This is a genomic window from Phreatobacter sp. GW821-FHT04C01 (genome assembly GCF_059420385.1).
Map to the genome: position 1 here is coordinate 1385144 of NZ_JBWKTP010000001.1, position 19208 is coordinate 1404351.

A 19208-nucleotide genomic window follows, 5' to 3' on the forward strand; every position below is an offset into this window, starting at 1 on the left:
CCTCAGGACTTCTCCCATTCCTCGCCCCAGACCTGCACGACATGGCCGGGCGAGGCCTCGCGGTATTGCCGCGGCGGCAGCACGTAGTCGGGCGCCCGGACCGGGCTGCGGATCTCGTCATTGGACACGCCACGCTTGTCCGTCCGGCGGGTCGGGTCGGGGATCGGCACGGCGGCCATGAGCTTCTTGGTATAGGGGTGTTGCGGGTTGCCGAAGACCGCCGCGCGCGGGCCGATCTCGACGATCTCGCCGAGATACATCACGGCGACGCGGTGGCTCATCCGTTCGACCACCGCGATGTCGTGGGAGATGAAGAGATAGGCGAGGCCCATGCTGGCCTGCAGGTCGAGCATCAGGTTGACCACTTGGGCCTTGACCGAAACGTCGAGCGCGGAGACCGCCTCGTCGGCGACGATCAGCTTCGGCTCGAGCGCAAGCGCCCGGGCGATGCAGATGCGCTGGCGCTGGCCGCCGGAAAATTCGTGCGGATAGCGTTCGGCCATGTCAGCGGTCAGGCCAACCCGGACCAGCAGATCGGCGACCCGCTCGCGCGCCTGCTGCCTGGAGGCCAGGCCGTGGGAATGCAGCGGCTCGGCAATGGCCGCGCCGACCGACATGCGCGGGTTGAGGCTGGCGAAGGGATCCTGGAAGATGATCTGCATGCGCCGGCGCATGGCCCGCAGCGTCTGGCCGTCCATGGCCAGCACATCTTCGCCGTCGACCAGCACCGATCCGCTGTTCGGCTGGATCAGCCGCAGGATGGAGCGGCCGGTGGTCGACTTGCCGCAGCCGCTTTCGCCGACCAAAGCCAGCGTCTCGCCGGCATGCAGGCTGAAGGACAGGTTCTCCACCGCGTGGACGCGGCCGGAGACCCCGCCGAAAAAGCCCGAGCGGATGTCGAAGCGGGTGGTGAGGTTGGCGACTTCGAGCACCGGCCGCTCGGCCGATGCGACCGTGTCCGGCGTCTCCACCGGCACATCCGACGTGCCGGTCACCTTGTCGACGATCGGGAAGCGCATCGGTCTCGGCCGGCCCGTCATCGAGCCGAGGCGGGGAACGGCAGAGAGCAAAGCGCGGGTATAGGGATGGGCGGGGCTTGCGAAGATCCGCGGCGTCTCGCCGGCTTCCACCGCCTGGCCGCCATACATGACCACGGTCCGGTCGGCGATCTCGGCGACCACGCCCATGTCATGGGTGATGAAGAGGACCGACATGCCCTCTTCCTCCTGCAGCAATTTCAGCAATTGCAGGATCTGCGCCTGGATGGTCACGTCGAGCGCGGTGGTCGGCTCGTCGGCGATCAGCAGTTTCGGCCGGCAGGCCAGCGCCATGGCGATCATGACGCGCTGGCGCATGCCGCCGGACAGCTTGTGCGGATATTCGTGGAAACGCGAGGCTGCGGCGGGAATGCGCACCTTCTCGAGCAGCCGGACCGCTTCCGCCTCGGCCGCGGAGCGCGACATGTCGCGATGATAGATCAAGGCCTCGGCGATCTGGAAACCGACCGTCAGCACCGGATTGAGGCTGGTCATCGGCTCCTGGAAGATCATGGCGATCTCGTTACCGCGGACCTTGCGCATGTCCTTGTCGGGCAAGGTCAGAAGCTCGCGGCCGTTGAGCTTGATGCTGCCCTGGATCCGGCCGTTCTGGGCCGGCACCAGCCGCATGATCGAGAGCGCGGTGACGCTCTTGCCTGACCCGGACTCGCCGACAATGGCAACCGTCTCCTTCGGCGCGACGGCGAAGGAGACGTCGCGCACCACCGGCCGCCATTGCCCCTCGCGCAGGAACGCGGTGGTCAGGCCGGTGACCGCCAGGACCGGCTCGGCGCCCGCGCCGGAAGGATGGGGGGCGGGTTTGGCGGCGGGATGATCGAGTGCAATCAAGACGGACCTGTTCAATGTCACGGGTTCGGAAATCGGATGGGTTCTGCCGCCGCTGTTCGCGCGATCTTAGGGGGCGATGATTTTTCCTTCAAGCTATTGAAAAATATATGGAATTATAATCATTAAAAGGTAGCTGCGCGGACCCCGGTGCATGCACCACGCACCCGGACCGGCAGCGTGCCGGCCTGCTGGAAACCGGAGCCACGACACCGCAGGCCAGCCGTCCGCCAGTTCCTGATGCGCAATGCCCGGCTTTGCTGTTTCATCCCCTCGTGACCGCTGTGATGGGAGAACGCCATGCCAGACACGCTTCGTGAGCTCGCTTCGGGACTGCTGTTTCCGGAGGGACCGGTTGCCATGGCCGACGGCTCGGTGCTGCTGGTCGAGATCGGCCGGGGCACGCTGACCCGCGTCGCCGCCGACGGCGCGATCTCCTATGTCGCGGCACCTGGCGGCGGGCCCAATGGCCTGGCGATCGGCCCCGACGGCTTCTGTTATGTCTGCAACAATGGCGGCTTCAAATGGACGCAAGCCGGCGATCCCGGCGGTTACCGGCCGATCGCCCAGGCCGACGACTATAGCGGCGGCCGCATCGAGCGGGTGGACCTGACGAGCGGCGCCGTCGAGGTGCTCTATACCGGCACCGACAAGGGCCCCCTGAAGGGGCCGAACGACATCGTCTTCGACAATCATGGCGGCTTCTATTTCACCGATCTCGGCAAGGTGAGGGCGCGCGAACAGGATCGCGGCGCGGTCTATTACGCGCGCGCCGACGGCAGCGCGATCCGCGAGATCGTGTTTCCGATCCTGACGCCGAACGGCATCGGCCTGTCGCCCGACGGCCGGACGCTTTACGTCGCGGAGACCCAGACCGCCCGGCTCTGGGCCTTCGACATCACCGGACCCGGCGAGATCGCCAAGCAGCCGTTCCCGTCGCCCCATGGCGGCCGCCTGGTGGCGGGTCTCGGTGGCTACAGGATGTTCGATTCGCTCGCCGTCGACGCCGCCGGCCATATCTGTGTCGCCACCCTGGTCGAGGGCGGCATCACGATCATCTCGCCCGACGGCGCGCAGATCGAGCATGTGGCGATGCCGGATCGCTGGACCACCAATATCTGCTTCGGCGGTCCCGATCTCAGGACCGCCTTCGTCACCCTGTCCTCGTCCGGACGTCTCGTTGCGTTGCCGTGGCGGACGCCGGGATTGCCGTTGAACTCTCCCAACCAGCCCTGATCGTCGCATCGGGGCCGAAGCAGACGCGACCAGGAAGGCATGGACCATGGCAAACCAAGGCACTGAAACGACCGGGCCGGCGGCGCTGGTCACCGGCGGCAGCCAGGGCATCGGCGCGGCGATCGTCGCGCGGCTGGCACAGCGCGGCATTCCGGTGATCAATCTCGACCGGGTGCCGGCCGCGTCGCCGTCACCGGCGCGCTGGGTCGAGGTGGATCTGACCGATGCCGGGGCGACCGGCGCGGCCCTCGCCGAGATCGTCGGCCGGCACGACATCCTCTGGCTGGTCAACAATGCCGGCATCGCGGCGCCGGCCGCGCTCGAGGAGACCACGCTGGACGATTTCGAACGGGTGGTGGCGATCAACCTGCGCAGCAATATCCTGTGCGCCCAGGCCGTCCTCCCCGCCATGAAGGCAGCGGGCCGCGGCCGCATCGTCAGCATCAGCAGCCGCGCGGCGCTCGGCAAGGAGTTGCGCACCGCCTATTCGGCGACGAAGGCGGGCGTGATCGGCCTGACCCGTACCTGGGCGCTGGAACTCGCGCCGTTCGGCATCACGGTCAATGCCATCGGGCCCGGACCGATCGAGACGGAGCTGTTCCGCACCGCCAATCCGCACAACAGTCCGCGCACGCGGGCGATCATCGAGGGGGTGCCGGTGCGCCGGCTCGGGCAGCCCGAAGACATCGCCCATGCCGCCGATTTCTTCCTGTCGGACGAAGCGTCCTTCGTCACCGGCCAGGTGCTCTATGTCTGCGGTGGCATGACCGTTGGCGTCGCGCCGATCTGACCGGGCTTCGCGGCGGCCGTCATACTTGACCCGCGCGGCGGGCGCAGCCGGCCGGTGCCGCGCAGGCGATCGCCGGCACGGTCCCGGACAAGTCGCCGATTCCAGAGCGGCCAGCGGCGGCGCGAACCGCCGCTCGCTGCCCGGGATAGTTGGTCAGGCCTTGGCCTTCCGGCCCTTGGCCGCGGCCTTGGCGGGCGCTGCCGCCTTCGGCGCCTTCACCGGCGCGCTGACCGCCTTGCGGCGCTGCTGACCGAGGCCCGAGGATTTGGCGAGCGCCGAGCGCGCGGCGGCGTAGTTCGGCGCGACCATCGGATAGTCCGACGGCAGACCCCACTTCGCCCGGTACTGGTCGGGGCTCAAGCCATAGGCCGTGCGCAGGTGGCGCTTCAGCGACTTGAACTTCTTGCCGTCCTCCAAGCAAATGATGAAGTCGGGGGTCACCGACTTCTTGACCGACACCGCCGGCACCAATGCCGCCGGCGCGGGTGCCTGGGCCGGCATCGCGAGTGCCCGCAAGGCCGCGTCGACGCTGCCGATCAGACCGGCGAGGGCGTCGACGGCGATCTTGTTGTTGCTCACATAGGCCGAGACGATATCCGCCGTCAGCTCGATGCTCTCGTCCGCGCTCATCTGTGTCTGGTCGCTCATCACTAGTTCCTGTGTTGAATTCATTCCGCGCTTCTATGCCGGTATTGCTTCGACGGCAAATGTCTGAATGCGATTTACGTGAATAATTGTTGATGCTCGCAATATTGTGTCGACCGGAGCGGCGTTTCGGGACCCCGCTGGGGGCGACGCCGGCGCGCTGGGCCTCCGGCTTCGGGCTCTCGCGCCGGCGGGCGGAGCCGCCCGGACCATTGGCGAATCGGCAAAGGCGGCGTGCGGATAGCGGCATGCCCGTGATGCTCGCCTCATTTCCGGGCGGCGGCGGCGTTACATGGAACATCAGGGAGGCATTGTCACAGTCGCGACCAATGACCCTGGCAGGATCCAAGAATTGCTCGATTGCTGATCGAGCATTGCTGCGGTCGGCGCGAATCCGGGTTTGTGCGAACCCAGCGCGAAAGCCCGGACAATCGTGCTGACGCGTTTCATCGGGCGTTATGGTTTGGAGCGAAAAATGGATCGAGGGAATCACGATCGATACCCCGAGAGCGGTGCCGCCGGCATCCGGGCCGGCCTCGCCCATGGCCGCCGTTCGGCGATAGCCAAGTCTTGAAAGATGTTGGCGGGAGCGAGCTTGGCACAGGAAATGCTGGATCTCGCAGCATCGTTTTGGGCCTCCGCGGGGGCCGGTTTACGCATGGATGATGGAGTAGCATGTTGCGATTGGCGGTGATCACGACGGCCCGGATCGATCAGATCGTCACGAACCCGGCAGAAAGCCTCTTCGACCCGATCTTCGTCTCGGCCGACAACGCGTTTGTCGATTCCAGGAGACAGCCGTTCGCCTTCAAATCGGTGCTGAACACCCCCTGCGTCGCGCTCGTCGGCTGGTCCGAGGCGGATGCGGCGACACTCGAGCGCGTTCAGGAGCGGCTGATCGATTCGAAGGCCGCGATCGTTCCCGACATCGTCATCCTGGAGGACACGCCGTCCTGGGAATCGATGATGCTGGGGGTCTCCCACTGCCTCGAGCCGTTCATCGCGCTGCAGTCGAAGCTGATCGGCCAGCAGACCCGGGATCTCCTGGAACTGCGCCGGCATCACGACAGCCTGCAGGAGAGCTTCACCGGGCTCGAACGCTACCTGGCCGAGCGCGTCGTGCCCATGCTCGAAGAGGCGTTCGTCTGCGAGCCGCGCCAGCCCATCGCGCTCGGCGAGTTCAAGCCGACGCGGACGCGCGCGAAACTGCGCCAGTACCTGCCGGTCTCGACCAAGACATTGGGCGCGGTCGCCGTCCACGTGGCCGAGGCGGACGCGGGCGCTTCGGGGCACTTCGTCGCCGAGATCTTCATTCCCGAATTGAACAGATCGATCGCCTCCTGGCGGATACCGGTCGCTTTCCTGCAGCGCGGCTGGATGACCCTCGGCCTGCAGCGAACCTTCGGCGGCCTGCCGAAGAGCGCGCATCTGATGATCTGGTGCGATGGCGATCCCGGCCGCGTGAAACTCTCGCTCGGCCCGGTCAATCCGCTGCCGCTCTACCAGTTGTCGGCCCATTCGGGCGAGCCGATGGCCGCCCGTCCGCTGGCGCTGCGCGTCTTCATCGCCTTGCCCGGTATCGAGCTGAAGCATGACGATCTGACCTTCCTGACCGACGACGTGGCGGGCGCGACCAGGTCGGCGCCGCCGCGCCTGAACCGCCTGGGCATTCCCTTGGCGCGGCTGCAATCGCCCCGGCTCATCCTGCCGAAGGGCGGCGAGGACACCAATTTCGACCTGGTGCGGCTGATCGAGGCCGAAAGCGCCGTCCTGGTGCATCCGCGCCGGGACGAACCGACGATCGCCTTTTGCGAACATTGCATTCCGCCCGGAGCCGACCAGGTCATCGCCGATATCGTCGTCGACCACCCGGATGCCCAGACCGTGGGCTTCAGGCTGGGTGTCGTCGGTGCCGTACCGGTCGATCGCGTCGATATCCAGATGATGGGGGCGGACCAGTTCGCGTCATCATCCCTGCACATATCGGACTGGACCTTTGTCGGCCCCGGCCGCCAGCAGACCATCACCTTGCGGCTTGACCCGCCTGTCGGTCCCGAAGGTGCGTCGTTGCTCCTGGCGACGCGCATGCCCGACCAGGTGTCCCCCGACTTCGCCTGGGCGAAGTTTGTCAGGCTGCGCGTCGAGATCGCGTGATCTTCAGGACGGAACGAGAGGCGTCACCCTTGGACAGCTTGATGAGCCCGGATTCGACCATTGACGGCATAATCGATCCCCGGCCGGAGGGCCCCGGCAGCGGGCCGGCGGTCGCGGTCGTCATCCCCGTCTTCAAACATTCCGTTTTCCTGGCCGAGGCCGTGCAGTCGATCCAGGCGCAGGAGGCCGATTTTTCCGTCGTGACGATCATCGTCGACGACGGCTGCCCCTTCGTCGAAACGGCGGTCATGGGATCGAGCCTGGCGCTGGCCTATGACGACGTCGTCTACCTGCGCAAGGTCAATGGCGGCCTGAGTTCGGCACGCAATCACGGCATCGACTACGCGATGGCCCATTTCCCCTCGCTCAAGGCGATCTATTTCCTGGACGCCGACAACCGGGTCAGCCCGACGACGCTGGCCTCGTGCCTGGCTCAGCTCGATCCGGACAAGGGCGTCGGCTGGATCTATCCCAATGTCGACAAGTTCGGCGCCGAATGGAACGGCAATTACACCGGGCCCTATTCGAAGCTCGTGCACTGCCTGTTCGACAATATCTGCGAGGCCGGCAGCCTGGTTTCGCGCGCGGTGTTCGATGCCGGCATCCGCTACGACGAGGCGATGAAACAGGGCTGCGAGGATTGGGAGTTCTGGCTCCAATGCCTCGACCATGGCTTCACCGGCCTCAACAATCCGCATTTCGGCTTCGAGTACCGGCTGCGCGGCGAGAGCATGGTCAGCGACACGGCGCGCGACATCGCGGGCATCAAGCAATATATGTTCAAGAAGCATCCGCGGCTGTTTTCGACCAGTGCGCTGATGACGTTCGAACACAAGGAGGCGCCGCGCTTCCTGTGCATCTCGCCGCCCACCGACCAGGCTGCCGCCTTCACCGATCCCGCGGCCGATCACCCGGTCACATCCCATGACCAGGTCATCGCTTCCCTGTACCGCGGACTTTTCGAGGCCGACAGCTTCGGCACGCCGGAAACGATCGTCTGGCTGCGCAGGGAGCTGCTCGACGCGCTGAAGCGCACGAGTGTCGTCTGGACGCTGTTTCACAATATCGAGAAACTGGTGCCGCAGACCAATTTCATCTGCCTGCGCTTCATCTCTTCGGCCGACGAGATCTCGATCGAATTCAAGGAGGTGGGCGAGGCCCATGACATGCCGCGGCGCGTCCACGGCTGGGCCTGCTCGCAGCAGCTTCTGAAGCAGTGTATCACCGATCCGTCGCGCGACTGGGTCGGCTCCCTGTCCGAACGCCATCCGTCGCCCAAGGTCATCGAAATGACCGTGCGGGTCCCGGTCGCCGAAGCGTTCCTGCAGAAATATCACCTGCCTTTGCCGATGGCGATCCTGGCGACCATCGAGGCCGCCGACGATCTCGGGCTGTCACTGGATGATCATCAGCGCTGGAGTTGGCGCGAAGCCTATTATCCGGCCATGAAGGAGCGGCCGGCACTGATCGAAAAACATCTCGGCGCCGAGAGCCTGCTGCCGATGATCCGCGCGGCCGAGCGGCCGCAGGTTGGCATCGCCCTGCCGATCGCCGCCTATGGCGGCGTCGAACGCGTCGCCTTCGCCGTGGCCAAGGTCCTGAAGGACTGGGGCTGCGACGTGCACCTCTATTGTTTCGGCAAGCCGAGCGTGAAGACCTACAAGGGCCAGGCGGGCGTCTTCAAGAGTATCAATTTCTTCAACGAGCCGGGCTACAGCCTGTGGGGCGGATCGCGTTCCTTCATGGGCCATGAGCTCCGGATGGAGTGGGACGATGCTGCCCGCGCCAAGAAGGTGCTCGGCTTCCTGGGGTCCCTCGACATCCTGATCAACTGCCAGGTCGCGCCGCTCAATGCGGTGCTGGGCACGCTCCGCCGGCGCGGGGTCAAGACGGTCGCCCATGTCCACGTCATCGACCAGACCTATTTCGGCCGTTCCGTCGGCCACCCCTATCTCACGCTCGGCTTCGAGCATGCCCATGACCTGATCCTGACCTGTTCGCAGACCCTGAAGGACTGGTTTCACGGGATGGGGGTTCCGGACGAGAAGATCATCCACATTCCCAATGCGGGCGCCTATACCCCGCCCGACTACAAAGCAGAGGCGGAGCTCGCCAGGCGGCGGGCGCCCAAGGTGAAGCGGCCGGTCAAGGCGCTGTTTGCCGGGCGGCTCGATGCGCAAAAGGGTGTCGAGCGCCTGCTGGAGCTGGCCAAGGCCGGTCAGGATCACGGCCTCGACATGAGCTGGCGCCTGATCGGATCGGAGCTCATCAACGCCAATGGCCGCCAGCGCTGGAAGGCGGCCTTCGCGGCCCTGGGAATTGCCGTCGAGGACCCGATCTACGATCCCCAGAAACTCTGCGACGTCTACCGGGATGCCGACATCCTGATCATGACGTCACGATGGGAAGGGGCGCCGCTGGCCATCATCGAGGCGCAGCGCTTCGGTTGCGTTCCGGTGGCGACCGGTGTCGGTGCCGTCGCCGAGCTGATCGACGACGGCGTCGACGGTTTCGTCATTGCCGACGGCGCGGACGAGACCGTTGTCGAGGATTTCCTCAAATGCGTCGCCGGCCTCGCCGGCGATCCCGCGCGGCTGCTGCCGATCGCCGAACGGGCCATCGACCGGGCATCACGGGCGGAATGGGCGAAGAGCTGCGGTCCGTTCCTGGAGCGGATGAAGGTCTGGTTCCCCGCGGCGGACCGGTAGCCAATGGCGCGCGAGGCGGGCGCCGGGGCGGCTGCTCCGGGCTCTCGCGGAGGTCCGCGTATTGGCCGCGGGAAGCCCCCTCTGTGCCGCCGCGCGAGGGGCTGCTCCGCCCGACCGGGACGAGCGGGCGATCGCCGCGCGGAATAATGATGAGCCGGCAAATATCATTGGAATTCGTAAAGACGAGTTGAGCAGTAGGACTGCCGGTGTGAGGAACATACGATGCCTTACGCAGGGGGCGGTCGTACCCGTTATCAGATTGTCAGGTTGCGTCGCAGCATAATAATACCACAGCCGCTAATGTATTATAAGAATTAACACGTTAAAGACTTCGCAATTGTCATGTCTATGTCCGAGTATAATTTTATTTTCGGTATATTTGCAAGTATTTCCTATAAGTATGAGAAATCTAATGTATTTTGATACAGAAATGATATTCTGTAGAATAGAGATATAATCATAAAATTGCGCGCAAGCTTAGGTTGTAGCAGAATTGACACATTTCAATAAAAGAAATAGAAAACAAGACGAAGATAGAGTGTGGCTATTTTTGGTGCAAATTGCCTTTTATATCGTCAGTACAGCGATTGATCCATATTTAGATAAAGTTGTCGCGGTGTGGTCACAATTGATCTGATTTACAGACTTTACAGTACTGGATCGGTTTGTTAGCCTTTTGTCAGGTACCGGGATCGGTGCGCTCACCACCTTTTTTGCATCGCACATAAGGGAGTCCGGGCTGATGGCGACTGGGACAAGCGGTGATGATAGTCTGACGGGCACGCCCGGGATCGACGTGATCAGCGGTGGCGACGGTGACGATGTCATCGTGGGGCGTGCGGGAGCCGATACGCTGAACGGCGATGCCGGCGACGATATTTTGCGTGGGGGTGCCGGCAACGACATGCTTTCCGGCGGCGACGGCGACGACCAGCTCTATGGCGGCGCGGGCGACGACACGCTTTCCGGAGACGATGGCGACGATCAGCTCTATGGCGGGGCGGGCAATGATGTTCTCTCCGGCGGCGCGGGCGACGACCAGATCCGCGGTGGCGCGGGCAACGATACGCTCTCCGGCGGCGACGGTGACGATCAGCTCTTTGGCGGCGCCGGGCGCGACACGCTGTCCGGCGGAGCCGGCGACGATTTCCTGTCGGGTGGCGCGGGCGCGGATATTCTCAACGGCGGCGCTGGCGACGACGTTCTCGAAGGGGGAGCCGGAGCCGATCGGTTCGTCTTCGACGGGGACTCCGGCGCCGATACGATCCTCGACTTCCAGAACAATGATCGCATCGAGCTGACGGGCCTCACCTCCTATGCGATCGCGCAGGACGGCGATGATGTCGTGATCACCACCGGTTCCGGGTCGATCCTCGTGAAGGGGGCGACGGTGCAGCAGGTGGCGAGCCGGATCGAGGTCGCCTGCCTGGTCAAGGGCACTCTGGTGCAGACGCCCCGCGGCGAGGTCGCGATCGAGGCGATCGCGATCGGTGACGACGTCGTGACCGCCGATGGCGGCTCCGCCAGGGTCAAGTGGATCGGCACGCGGGCCTATTCACGCAGCTTCCTCAATGCCAACGACAAGATCGCGCCCGTGCTGATCCGCGCCGGTGCCCTGGGGCGCCACGGCCCGCGGCGTGACCTGATGGTTTCGCCTGAGCATGCCGTGCTCATCGACGGCGTGCTCGTGCCCGCCGGGCTGCTGGCCAATGGCGATAGCATTCGCCAGGTCAGGGATCTCGACCTGGTCGAATATTTCCATCTGGAATTCGACGAGCCGCAGGTGATCGTGACCAACGGTGCCGCCACCGAGAGCTATGTGGAGCAGGGTAACCGGCGGATGTTCGCCAACCATGCCGACTATGCCGCGCTCTACGGTGAGGCCGAGCGTTCCGGCGCACGTCTGCGCCGGTTCGAGCTTGTCGATCGCGGACCGAAATTGCAGCGCATTCGCGAGCGTCTTGGTGCCGACCTTGCGTCGGCCGCCTGAATATCTTACATGTAAATACAAATAGATCCTCATTTCACTTCAATATAGAAATTAAAAAAATATCTTCGTTCACGAACAGGACGAGGAAAAGTAAACGGACGTAAATAATAATTGCCAATGATATATTGGCGAGTCATGTTCGCTATAGATGCAGATTTGGCGACTCGACGTCAAAATGCGCAACAGTGATGGGGGCATTCGGTGCTTGTCTCGCGTTCTAGCCAACATGCCGGGGGAGAGCGACGTGACCTGCGCATTCCGCGGGGTATCGTCATTGTCCGTTACGCCGCGTCGAAAGGCGGTCGGGCCGCGCCGGCCATCGTCCTGACCGTGCCGCGTGGGTCCGGCGCAGAATTGATCGATCTGACCGAACGGGCGGAACAGACGCTGCCCCAGCCCGGGACGGCGACGGTCGTCCGCGCGCAGCGCGACACGACGATATCGCTCGAGGTCGTCCCGAGCCATCGGGGCGGCAGCCTGGATGCCGAGATCCATGTCGAGCGAATGACCGCGACGACCCTTCAGCCCGATGGCCGCCGGCCGTCGGCGCCGCCCTTTGTCGTTTCGCCAGAGGTCATGGCGGACCTGCAGGTGCTGGCTCATGTCTCCCGGCGCGGCGACATTGTCGCCGGCACCGGCGAGTGGATCTGCGGGCCACAGGTCCCGATGTCGATCGAGGGCATCGAGATCCGGCTCGGCCGCCTGGCGGCCGACCTGGACATCATGGTTTCGGGTTCGGCCAGGGGCAAGCTGCCGGTCCATTTCCCGGTGACGTCATCGGGGATTTTCGTTGGTACGCGTGGCCGCGCGGCCCCCTTGACGACCCTGACGTTTTCGCTGATCGGCCGTGCCGCCCCGGCGTTTCAGCTCTCCGTGGACGCATTGTTTCTTTCCGCGCCGGTGGTGTCGAGGCTCGGCAATTCGATCGAGCTTTCGGGCCCGACCGGAAACGAACCGCTGGTCGGTCTTCGCCTCGCATTGCGGGCGATGGGTCGGCCGGACGTGCAAGTGCCCTCGCTCCAGCCGATGGCGGCCATTCCGCTCAGGCCGGCGATAGAGGGTGCAAACCAGGGAGACGTTTCATCAAGGAGTATTGCGTCCGGCTCCGCCGGACGTGTTCGTGTATTCAAGGCCTCACGTCTGCGAGGCAATTAGGGTCAGGTGAGCGTAACCGCTTGGTCTAGAAGGGAGTGCCGTGATGGCAACTTACGACTACACCCAACCCCAGTTGAATGAAAAGCTTGATTCAACAGGGACCTTTTCCGAATCGGATGTCAACGCCATCCTCAAAGGACTTGAAGACGCCGGCGTTTTTTCCGCCGATAGTACAGCCGGTGAACTTGGTCGGGGAGAAAGCCTGTTTATCGGAGATCCCTCGCAGTCGGATAACGAAGAATTCCTTCTTTACGAAGGAGATCCGACTGATCCGGTGAAAATTACCGGTGACAACAAATACGTCATCTTCGAGACCACCGAAAGCATCGACGTCAATATCAAGGCGTCGGGCAACACGGTCGTGGCGACAGGTGCCGGTAGCGACGTGATCACCAGCGATGGTGCAAGCCGGGACTACATCGTCGCCGGTGACGGTGAAAACGTCGTCCATGCCGGAGCCGGGGCCGATACGGTCATTTCCGGCACGGGCAACGACACCATCGACGGCGGTGCCGGCAATGATTGGATCTCGTCCGGCGACGGCGACGATTCCATCATCGGCGGCAGCGGCAACGACACCCTGTTCGGCGGTGCCGGTGACGACACCGTCGACGGCGGCGCGGGCAACGACATCATCGATGGAGGCTCGGGCGATAACCGCATCGATGCCGGCAGCGGCGACGACTCGGTGCTCGGCGGTTCGGGCAACGATACCATCCTCGGTGGCTCGGGCAACGATACCATCGATGGTGGCGGCGGCGACAACAGCATCGATGCCGGCAGCGGCGACGATTCCGTGGTCGGCGGCTCGGGCAACGACACCATCTTTGGTGGCGCGGGTGACGACACCATCAACGGCGGCGGCGGCGACAACGTCATCGACGGCGGTTCCGGCAATGATGTGCTGACCTTCTTCAGCGGCAATGATTCGGTGCTCGGCGGTTCGGGCAACGACAATTTCTACAGTATGACTGAAGGCGGCGTGCTCGGTCACGACACCGTCTATGGCGGCTCCGGCAACGACACGCTCTATATCGACCATCTGGAAAGCGATATCGCCGAAGGCGGGTTGGTCGTGTCGGGTTCATCCACCGAGATCACGTTCAACAACGGCGATACGCTCAAGATCTTCGACGTCGAGCATATCGTCTTCAAGTCGACGACCTGACCCTGACGGTCACCGTCGTCGCGCATTGCAAAACTGGGAGAGGGGTCCATCCGGACCTCTCTTTCATTTTTGGCGCGCCGGGCAAATCCTGGCTTTGGTAACATCCGATCGATGTCGTTTCTGCACAGTCTTTACGAAACGCCGACGCCGATTGACGCTGCGTGGGGGCACCACCGGATCTTCGCACACCATGCCTACAAGGTCGTCCGGGAGGCGCAGTTCGCACCGATCGTCATGGCGGAGGCCCAGGACCTCGCGCGCTGGTTCCCGATCTGCTGGGCCCTGGACGACGATGGCGAGCCGATGCTCGTCGTGTTCAGGAGCCTGCTCGCCGGCGGCCAGGGCTACCCGGGGGATGCGAGCTTTCGCGAGGAGTGCCTGCCGCGGGTCCTCGGGGCCTATCCCCTGGTGGTGCCGAGCAGCGAAAGCCTGGAAAAGCGCCAGGTGCTGGCCGATCGCACGATCCCGGACAACCCGACCGATATCGGCGCGCCGCTGCTGACGGCCGAGGGCAAGTTCACCCGCGCGGCGCTGACGCGGGCCAAGGTCGCCATTGGCGTGGCGAGCGCGCTGCCGGCGACCACCGCGTTCACCCGCGCCCTGTTCGACCGCGGCATGCTCGAGCCCTGGGCGGTCGACCTGGATCTCGGCCACAACCAGCGCGCCACTTTCGACAAGCTGCTCATCATCGCCGCCAGGAAGCTCGATGATCCGCTGCTGCACGCGCTGATGGTCGAAACCGGCGTCGATGCCGCCTTGCTGGTGGCCGGGCACAGGCTGTCGCTGTTTCGCATGAGCGCTCTGCTGACGGCTGCGCGCCGCGACGTCCAGAAGGCGCGCGACGCTGCGGCCGAACCGGCCGTCACGGTCAGCCTGCCATGACCGCCGCCAGCCGCGGCCCAGGCGAATTGCTGTTCGTTCCGGTCAAGGATGCCGGGCTTGCGGGCTGGTCGCGGCTCGACGGTTTTCCGTGGCTGGACCGGATCGGCGCGCTGCCGGTCGCCGATACCGAGTTCATGGCGCTGTCGCATTTCTGCCCCCTGGCGATCGAGATGCACGACCATGGTCCGCGGCCCGTCGTCATTCTCCATGCCCGGCTGGTCGGCCATCGGCTTGTTTCCGAGGATTTCCGGTGGCGGCCGCCTTATGCGCCGCTGGCCCTGCGCAGCCTGCCGTTCAGGAACGGCGCGGCGATGGTGGCCGAAGCTGTCGAGATCTGTCCGGAGCTGGCGGAGGCCACCGCGGATCCCAAGCCGCGCCAGGCGATTTTCGGGCAAAAGGGCAAGCCCACGCAATCCTATGCGGCGATCGTGTCGATGCTGGATCGGATCGCCAGGAGCCATGCGAAATTGCGCAATGCCGCCAAGGTTCTGCTGGCGGCCGATCTGCTGGTGCCGCTTGCCGATGTGGCCGGCGGCCGGTTCGGTCAGCTTCACACGATAGACCCCGATGCCATGCAGGCCTTGCCGCCGGGCCGCCTGATGGGCCTGACCGCCGACAGCTGTTGTCCGCTGGAGCTGGCCACCGCCATCAGCTTTTCCCGGCGCTGGCTGGCCAGGGACGCGTTGAAGCGGGTCGACGGCCCGTTTTCGGCGACGGCCGGCGCCGCCAGGCAGAAGGCCTACGAGCATGGCGTGGTCGAGCCGCTCGATCAGCTGTTCGGGCTCGACGACAGCCCGCTGTTCTCGTTCGACGATTTTCTTCGCAGCCACGCGGGTTCGCCATGAACGACATCGACATTCTGTTCGTTCACAACAATTTCCCCGCGCAGTTCCGCAATCTCGCGCAGAAATTCGCGTCCTATCCGAACATCCGCGTCAAGGCGATCGGCATGGCGACCGCTCCCGGCATGGCCGGCATCGAGCTGCAGAAATACAATTTTTCCGGCCGCGAGCTGAGCTCCGTTCATGCCTTCGCCCGCCGTTTCGAGATGGAGGCGCGGCGCAGCGAGCAGATCATCTATGCCGCCAACGCGCTCAAATTGTCGGGTTTCTATCCGAAGCTCATCTATGTGCATCCGGGCTGGGGCGAGGCGCTGCCGCTGCGCTCGCTGTTCCCGGCCGCGACGATCTGCTCCTATTCGGAATTCTATTATTGGCCGTTCGGCGCGGATGTCGGTTTCGACAAGGAGTTTCCGTCCTTCGGCGTCGACGGCGAGGTGCGCATTTCGCTCCGAAATGCCGCGACGCTGCTCGCGCTGGTCGATGCCGACCTGTCGATCGCGCCGACGCATTGGCAGCGCACGGTGTTTCCGGAGGAGTTCCACCGGAAGATCCACGTCGTCCATGACGGGCTCGATATCGCGCGTCTGACCGCGCTGGCCGACGCCGGGATCAGCCAGATCAACGGCGAGGCGGTCCGGCCGGGCGACGAGATCGTCACTTTCGTGGCGCGCAATCTCGAGCCCTATCGCGGATTCCACATCTTCATGCGCGCCCTGCCGGCGATCCTGCGCGAGCGGCCGAATGCCAGGGTCTATATCGTCGGCCAGGACAATGTGTCCTACGGGATCAGACCGGAGGCGCATGCCAACTGGCGGCAGGCGATGATGGCGGAGGTCGGCGAGGAGATCGATCTGCGCCGTGTCCATTTCCTGGGGCAACTGCCCTATGAGAAATATCTCCGGCTGCTGAAAGTCTCCTCGGCGCATGTCTATCTGACCTATCCCTTCGTGCTGTCCTGGTCGATGCTGGAGGCCATGGCGCTCGGTTGCCTGATCGTCGGATCGGACACGCCGCCGGTGACCGAGATCATCCAGGACGGGGTCAACGGCCTTCTGGTGCCGTTTTTCGGGGTCGAGGAGATCGCCGCGACCGTGGTCGAGGCGCTGGCCAATCCGGCACGCTATGCCCCCTTGCGCGCCGCGGCGGCCGAGACGGTGCTGCGGAATTATGATTTCGAGAGCGTCATCTGGCCGGCCCACGTCCGGCTGCTCCAGGAATATGTTCTTTCAAACGCCGTTCTCGACACGATCGGCCTGCTGCCGCAGGTCGACGCCCGGCGCGCCGGCAGGGCCGGCTAGCCACGCCATCCATTGGACCAGGGCGGCGGCGACCCGGGCCTCGTCCAGGCCGACCGGCAGCACCAGGCGCTGCCGATCGCCACGGGCCCGTTCGACATCCGGATCGAAGAAGGCGACGGGTATCCCAGCCTGTGCCCAGAGGTCGATCCGCGCGTCGGAAACGCCAAATCGCCTGGACGCGAAGAAGCATGGACCATAGCCGGCCAAGTCGAACCAGTCCGGCAGTTCGGCCGGCGCGAGTTGGCCGGCCCAGGCGAGCGCCTCGGCCGCCTGTTGCATGTCCGGTTCGGCCAGCACCACCGTGGCAAAGGGCGTTCCGCCTCCTGCCGTGGCAAGCCGGCGGCCGATCGCGCCGCAGAGCTCGTTCGGCGGCTCGCCAGCCCGAGCTGGCAACAGATAGAGCACATCGGCACGCACCGGGCGGCGCGCCAGCGAGGTGGCATTCGGCGAGGATGCCAGGCGCGAGACGTCGAGGCCGGCCCGCCGGACATGGGCTTCCAGCCGGCCGGTCGGCACGTAGCACTGGCCGAAGCGATCCGCCCAGCCCGAAGGCAAGGCGGCGCCATCGGCATGGCTGAGGAACAGGGCGGCGGGTTTCACGCCGGTGGCTTCGATCAGGCTCAAGATGCCCTCGGCCATTCGGTGCGGATCGACGATCAGGAAAGCCGCCGCCCGTTCAAGGAGATCGGTCATCGCCGCGGCATCGTTCTCGCCGGCATGGCCGTCGCCGAGCGCCAGAACGAGGTTCTGCGGCATGTGCTGCCCGGCGCCTCGTACCGCGAGCACGCCCCCCTCCGGCGCGGGCGCGCCATGCGCCAGGACAAGGTCGGCCTCATCCAGGCCGAGCCCGGCCGTGATGAGAGGCACAAGCTCACGGTCCGGGGCCTCCGGCAGCAGGACGAGCAGGAACGGCGGGCATTCGGCGAGCCAGGCCCGTTCGAGGCGCGCGGCGAAACGCGCCAGCGGATCGGCCTGGAAGAACCGGTCGGCCTCGGCCCGGTAATCGGGGAAAGCCCGGTTCAGCCGCTCGAGATTGCGCCGCACCAGCGGGCGCTTGTCATCCAGGAATGACCGCGAGCCGCTATGGCCAACATAGATGCCGGCGGCGCAGACATTGTCGAAGCCGAGACCGCGTGCCGCAAGGCAATAGGCGACATCCTCGAAATAGCCCCGGCCGTACTCGCTCGGCAGTTCGGGCTGGCGGGCAAGCAGGCTGGCGCTGATCAGCATGCAGAAACCGACGCCGTTCGGTATCACGACCGTGGCATTCCGGTTGGCGCGCCAGGCAAGGTCGTTCAGGCGTGCGACGTCTTGCTCCGATCCGAGCGGGCTCGAGCGGAACCGGCAGGGGACGCTCACGTCCTCGCCATTGTTGGACAGCGGCGTGACGGTTCCGATCCGGGTGTCGGCTTGGACAATGTCATGGAGCCTGCCGATGGCCTGGGGCGGCACGATCGTGTCGGCATTGAGCAGAAGGACATCTTCGCAGGCGAGCCGGGTCCGCAGCGCCCGGTTGACGCTCGCCGCGAAGCCCAGGTTGATGGCGTTGCGGATCAGCGCGATGCGGCCCGATCGGGCGAGCTGGTCGAGCAGGGCGGCAATTGCCGGATCGGGGGTCGCGTCATCCACCGCGACGATCCGGACCCGGTCGTGGCCGGGCACGTTGGCGAGCAGCGAATCGAAACAGGCGCGGGTGGCGTCGAGATCGTCATAGACCGGGACGATCACGAGAAGCCCGGACGGGGAAGACCGGACACTCCTGCCGGGCGGCGCGGTCCCCGCGCTTGCCACGCCGGGCCTGTGGATGGTCGCGGGATGAACCAGGACCCGGTCGCCGGCGGATGTCAGCGCCACGGCCACCTGTCCGTCGCGCCAGGCGATATGCGTCGTCGCCGCATAGGGCACGCCGGCCTCGCCGGCCGGCTGGTCGATGTCCAGCGCGATGGTCCATTGCCGCTGTTCATCGCGGCAGGTCAGGCTCACCGATAGCGGGCTTTCGGCATAACCTGACAACGAGAAACCGCCGTCATCGGCTTCGCACCGGATAAGGGCGGCGTATCCCAGCCGCGCAAGCCCCGTGAGCACGGCCGGCGGCAGGGCTGGGCTGCTCGAATCGATCAGCCGGCGCAGCGCCTTCTCACCTTGCGCGGGCGCGCCGGATGCGATGATGGCTTCGTTGGCGAGGCGGTCGAAAGGGTCGATGAAAACGGCGCGTTCGAGATCCTGTTGGCCGGCCTCGCTGCGCCCGAGCCGCGCCAGCGCGGAGGCCCGCAGCACAAGCGGCAAGGGGTCGGCTCCGCCGGTCGCGCGCGTCAGCCTGTCGCTGAGCAGCCAGGCGGTCGGATAATCCGCCCGCCTGAAGGCGTCGCGCGCGCGCACCAGCAGTTCGGCCGGCTGCAGGGCTGCCTGTCCGGCAATCTCCGAAAAGGCGGGAAACCGTCTATCGGGCACGCCGCG

General features: G+C 65.2%; 13 protein-coding genes. 10 read left to right on the plus strand and 3 right to left on the minus strand.

The features are described 5' to 3' along the window. Window positions 1–2: 2 nt before the first annotated feature. Window positions 3–1883, minus strand: a complete 1881-nt coding sequence (locus AC07WJ_RS06460; protein ID WP_494933848.1) for an ABC transporter ATP-binding protein — start codon at window positions 1881–1883, stop codon at window positions 3–5. 300 nt (window positions 1884–2183) lie between these two features. Between AC07WJ_RS06460 and AC07WJ_RS06465 the strand changes: the two genes are divergently transcribed. Together AC07WJ_RS06465 and AC07WJ_RS06470 are read left to right on the plus strand one after the other, a co-directional pair. Further along, the gene (locus AC07WJ_RS06465) at window positions 2184–3119 is read left to right on the plus strand and encodes an SMP-30/gluconolactonase/LRE family protein (protein WP_494933684.1); all 936 of its coding nucleotides are present in this window, start codon (window positions 2184–2186) and stop codon (window positions 3117–3119) included. Between the two features lie 46 nt (window positions 3120–3165). Further along, complete coding sequence (locus AC07WJ_RS06470) at window positions 3166–3909, plus strand: SDR family oxidoreductase (RefSeq protein ID WP_494933685.1); 744 nt, start codon at window positions 3166–3168, stop codon at window positions 3907–3909. Window positions 3910–4062: 153 nt separating this feature from the next. Here the strand turns inward: AC07WJ_RS06470 and AC07WJ_RS06475 are convergent, their stop codons facing one another. Next, entirely contained in the window at window positions 4063–4557 is a 495-nt protein-coding gene (locus AC07WJ_RS06475; RefSeq protein ID WP_494933849.1) for a Ros/MucR family transcriptional regulator, read from the minus strand. Window positions 4558–5229: 672 nt separating this feature from the next. Here AC07WJ_RS06475 and AC07WJ_RS06480 point away from each other — a divergent pair. From AC07WJ_RS06480 to AC07WJ_RS06515, 8 genes are all read left to right on the plus strand, one after another. Beyond that, window positions 5230–6708: a DUF6212 domain-containing protein gene (locus AC07WJ_RS06480; RefSeq protein ID WP_494933686.1), complete on the plus strand. Its 1479-nt coding sequence runs from the start codon at window positions 5230–5232 to the stop codon at window positions 6706–6708. A 41-nt stretch (window positions 6709–6749) separates the two neighbouring features. After that, window positions 6750–9416: a glycosyltransferase gene (locus AC07WJ_RS06485; protein ID WP_494933687.1), complete on the plus strand. Its 2667-nt coding sequence runs from the start codon at window positions 6750–6752 to the stop codon at window positions 9414–9416. Between the two features lie 676 nt (window positions 9417–10092). Then, complete coding sequence (locus tag AC07WJ_RS06490) at window positions 10093–11406, plus strand: Hint domain-containing protein (RefSeq protein WP_494933688.1); 1314 nt, start codon at window positions 10093–10095, stop codon at window positions 11404–11406. A 354-nt stretch (window positions 11407–11760) separates the two neighbouring features. Beyond that, a complete protein-coding gene (locus AC07WJ_RS06495; RefSeq protein WP_494933689.1) occupies window positions 11761–12561 on the plus strand; it encodes a hypothetical protein in 801 nt (266 codons plus the stop codon). A 43-nt stretch (window positions 12562–12604) separates the two neighbouring features. After that, window positions 12605–13729: a calcium-binding protein gene (locus AC07WJ_RS06500; RefSeq protein ID WP_494933690.1), complete on the plus strand. Its 1125-nt coding sequence runs from the start codon at window positions 12605–12607 to the stop codon at window positions 13727–13729. A gap of 111 nt (window positions 13730–13840) precedes the next feature. After that, entirely contained in the window at window positions 13841–14611 is a 771-nt protein-coding gene (locus AC07WJ_RS06505) for a SapC family protein (RefSeq protein ID WP_494933691.1), read from the plus strand. Continuing rightward, on the plus strand, window positions 14608–15456 hold the full coding sequence (locus AC07WJ_RS06510) for a SapC family protein (RefSeq protein WP_494933692.1): 849 nt from the start codon (window positions 14608–14610) through the stop codon (window positions 15454–15456). Before AC07WJ_RS06505 ends, AC07WJ_RS06510 begins: the two co-directional genes overlap by 4 nt. After that, a complete protein-coding gene (locus AC07WJ_RS06515; RefSeq protein ID WP_494933693.1) occupies window positions 15453–16751 on the plus strand; it encodes a glycosyltransferase in 1299 nt (432 codons plus the stop codon). Before AC07WJ_RS06510 ends, AC07WJ_RS06515 begins: the two co-directional genes overlap by 4 nt. Here AC07WJ_RS06515 and AC07WJ_RS06520 read toward each other — a convergent pair. Further along, window positions 16680–19202 (minus strand): glycosyltransferase family 2 protein, encoded by a 2523-nt coding sequence (locus AC07WJ_RS06520; RefSeq protein ID WP_494933694.1) that lies wholly within the window; start codon window positions 19200–19202, stop codon window positions 16680–16682. The genes AC07WJ_RS06515 and AC07WJ_RS06520 overlap by 72 nt on opposite strands. Window positions 19203–19208 lie beyond the last annotated feature (6 nt).

Excerpts from the sequence above, each read along its gene's own strand:
- AC07WJ_RS06465 (WP_494933684.1), top strand. The coding sequence starts at position 2,184 with ATGCCAGACACGCTTCGTGAGCTCGCTTCGGGACTGCTGTTTCCGGAG.
- AC07WJ_RS06470 (WP_494933685.1), top strand. The coding sequence starts at position 3,166 with ATGGCAAACCAAGGCACTGAAACGACCGGGCCGGCGGCGCTGGTCACC.
- AC07WJ_RS06475 (WP_494933849.1), bottom strand. The coding sequence starts at position 4,557 with ATGAGCGACCAGACACAGATGAGCGCGGACGAGAGCATCGAGCTGACG.
- AC07WJ_RS06480 (WP_494933686.1), top strand. The coding sequence starts at position 5,230 with ATGTTGCGATTGGCGGTGATCACGACGGCCCGGATCGATCAGATCGTC.
- AC07WJ_RS06485 (WP_494933687.1), top strand. The coding sequence starts at position 6,750 with ATGAGCCCGGATTCGACCATTGACGGCATAATCGATCCCCGGCCGGAG.
- AC07WJ_RS06500 (WP_494933690.1), top strand. The coding sequence starts at position 12,605 with ATGGCAACTTACGACTACACCCAACCCCAGTTGAATGAAAAGCTTGAT.
- AC07WJ_RS06505 (WP_494933691.1), top strand. The coding sequence starts at position 13,841 with ATGTCGTTTCTGCACAGTCTTTACGAAACGCCGACGCCGATTGACGCT.
- AC07WJ_RS06510 (WP_494933692.1), top strand. The coding sequence starts at position 14,608 with ATGACCGCCGCCAGCCGCGGCCCAGGCGAATTGCTGTTCGTTCCGGTC.
- AC07WJ_RS06515 (WP_494933693.1), top strand. The coding sequence starts at position 15,453 with ATGAACGACATCGACATTCTGTTCGTTCACAACAATTTCCCCGCGCAG.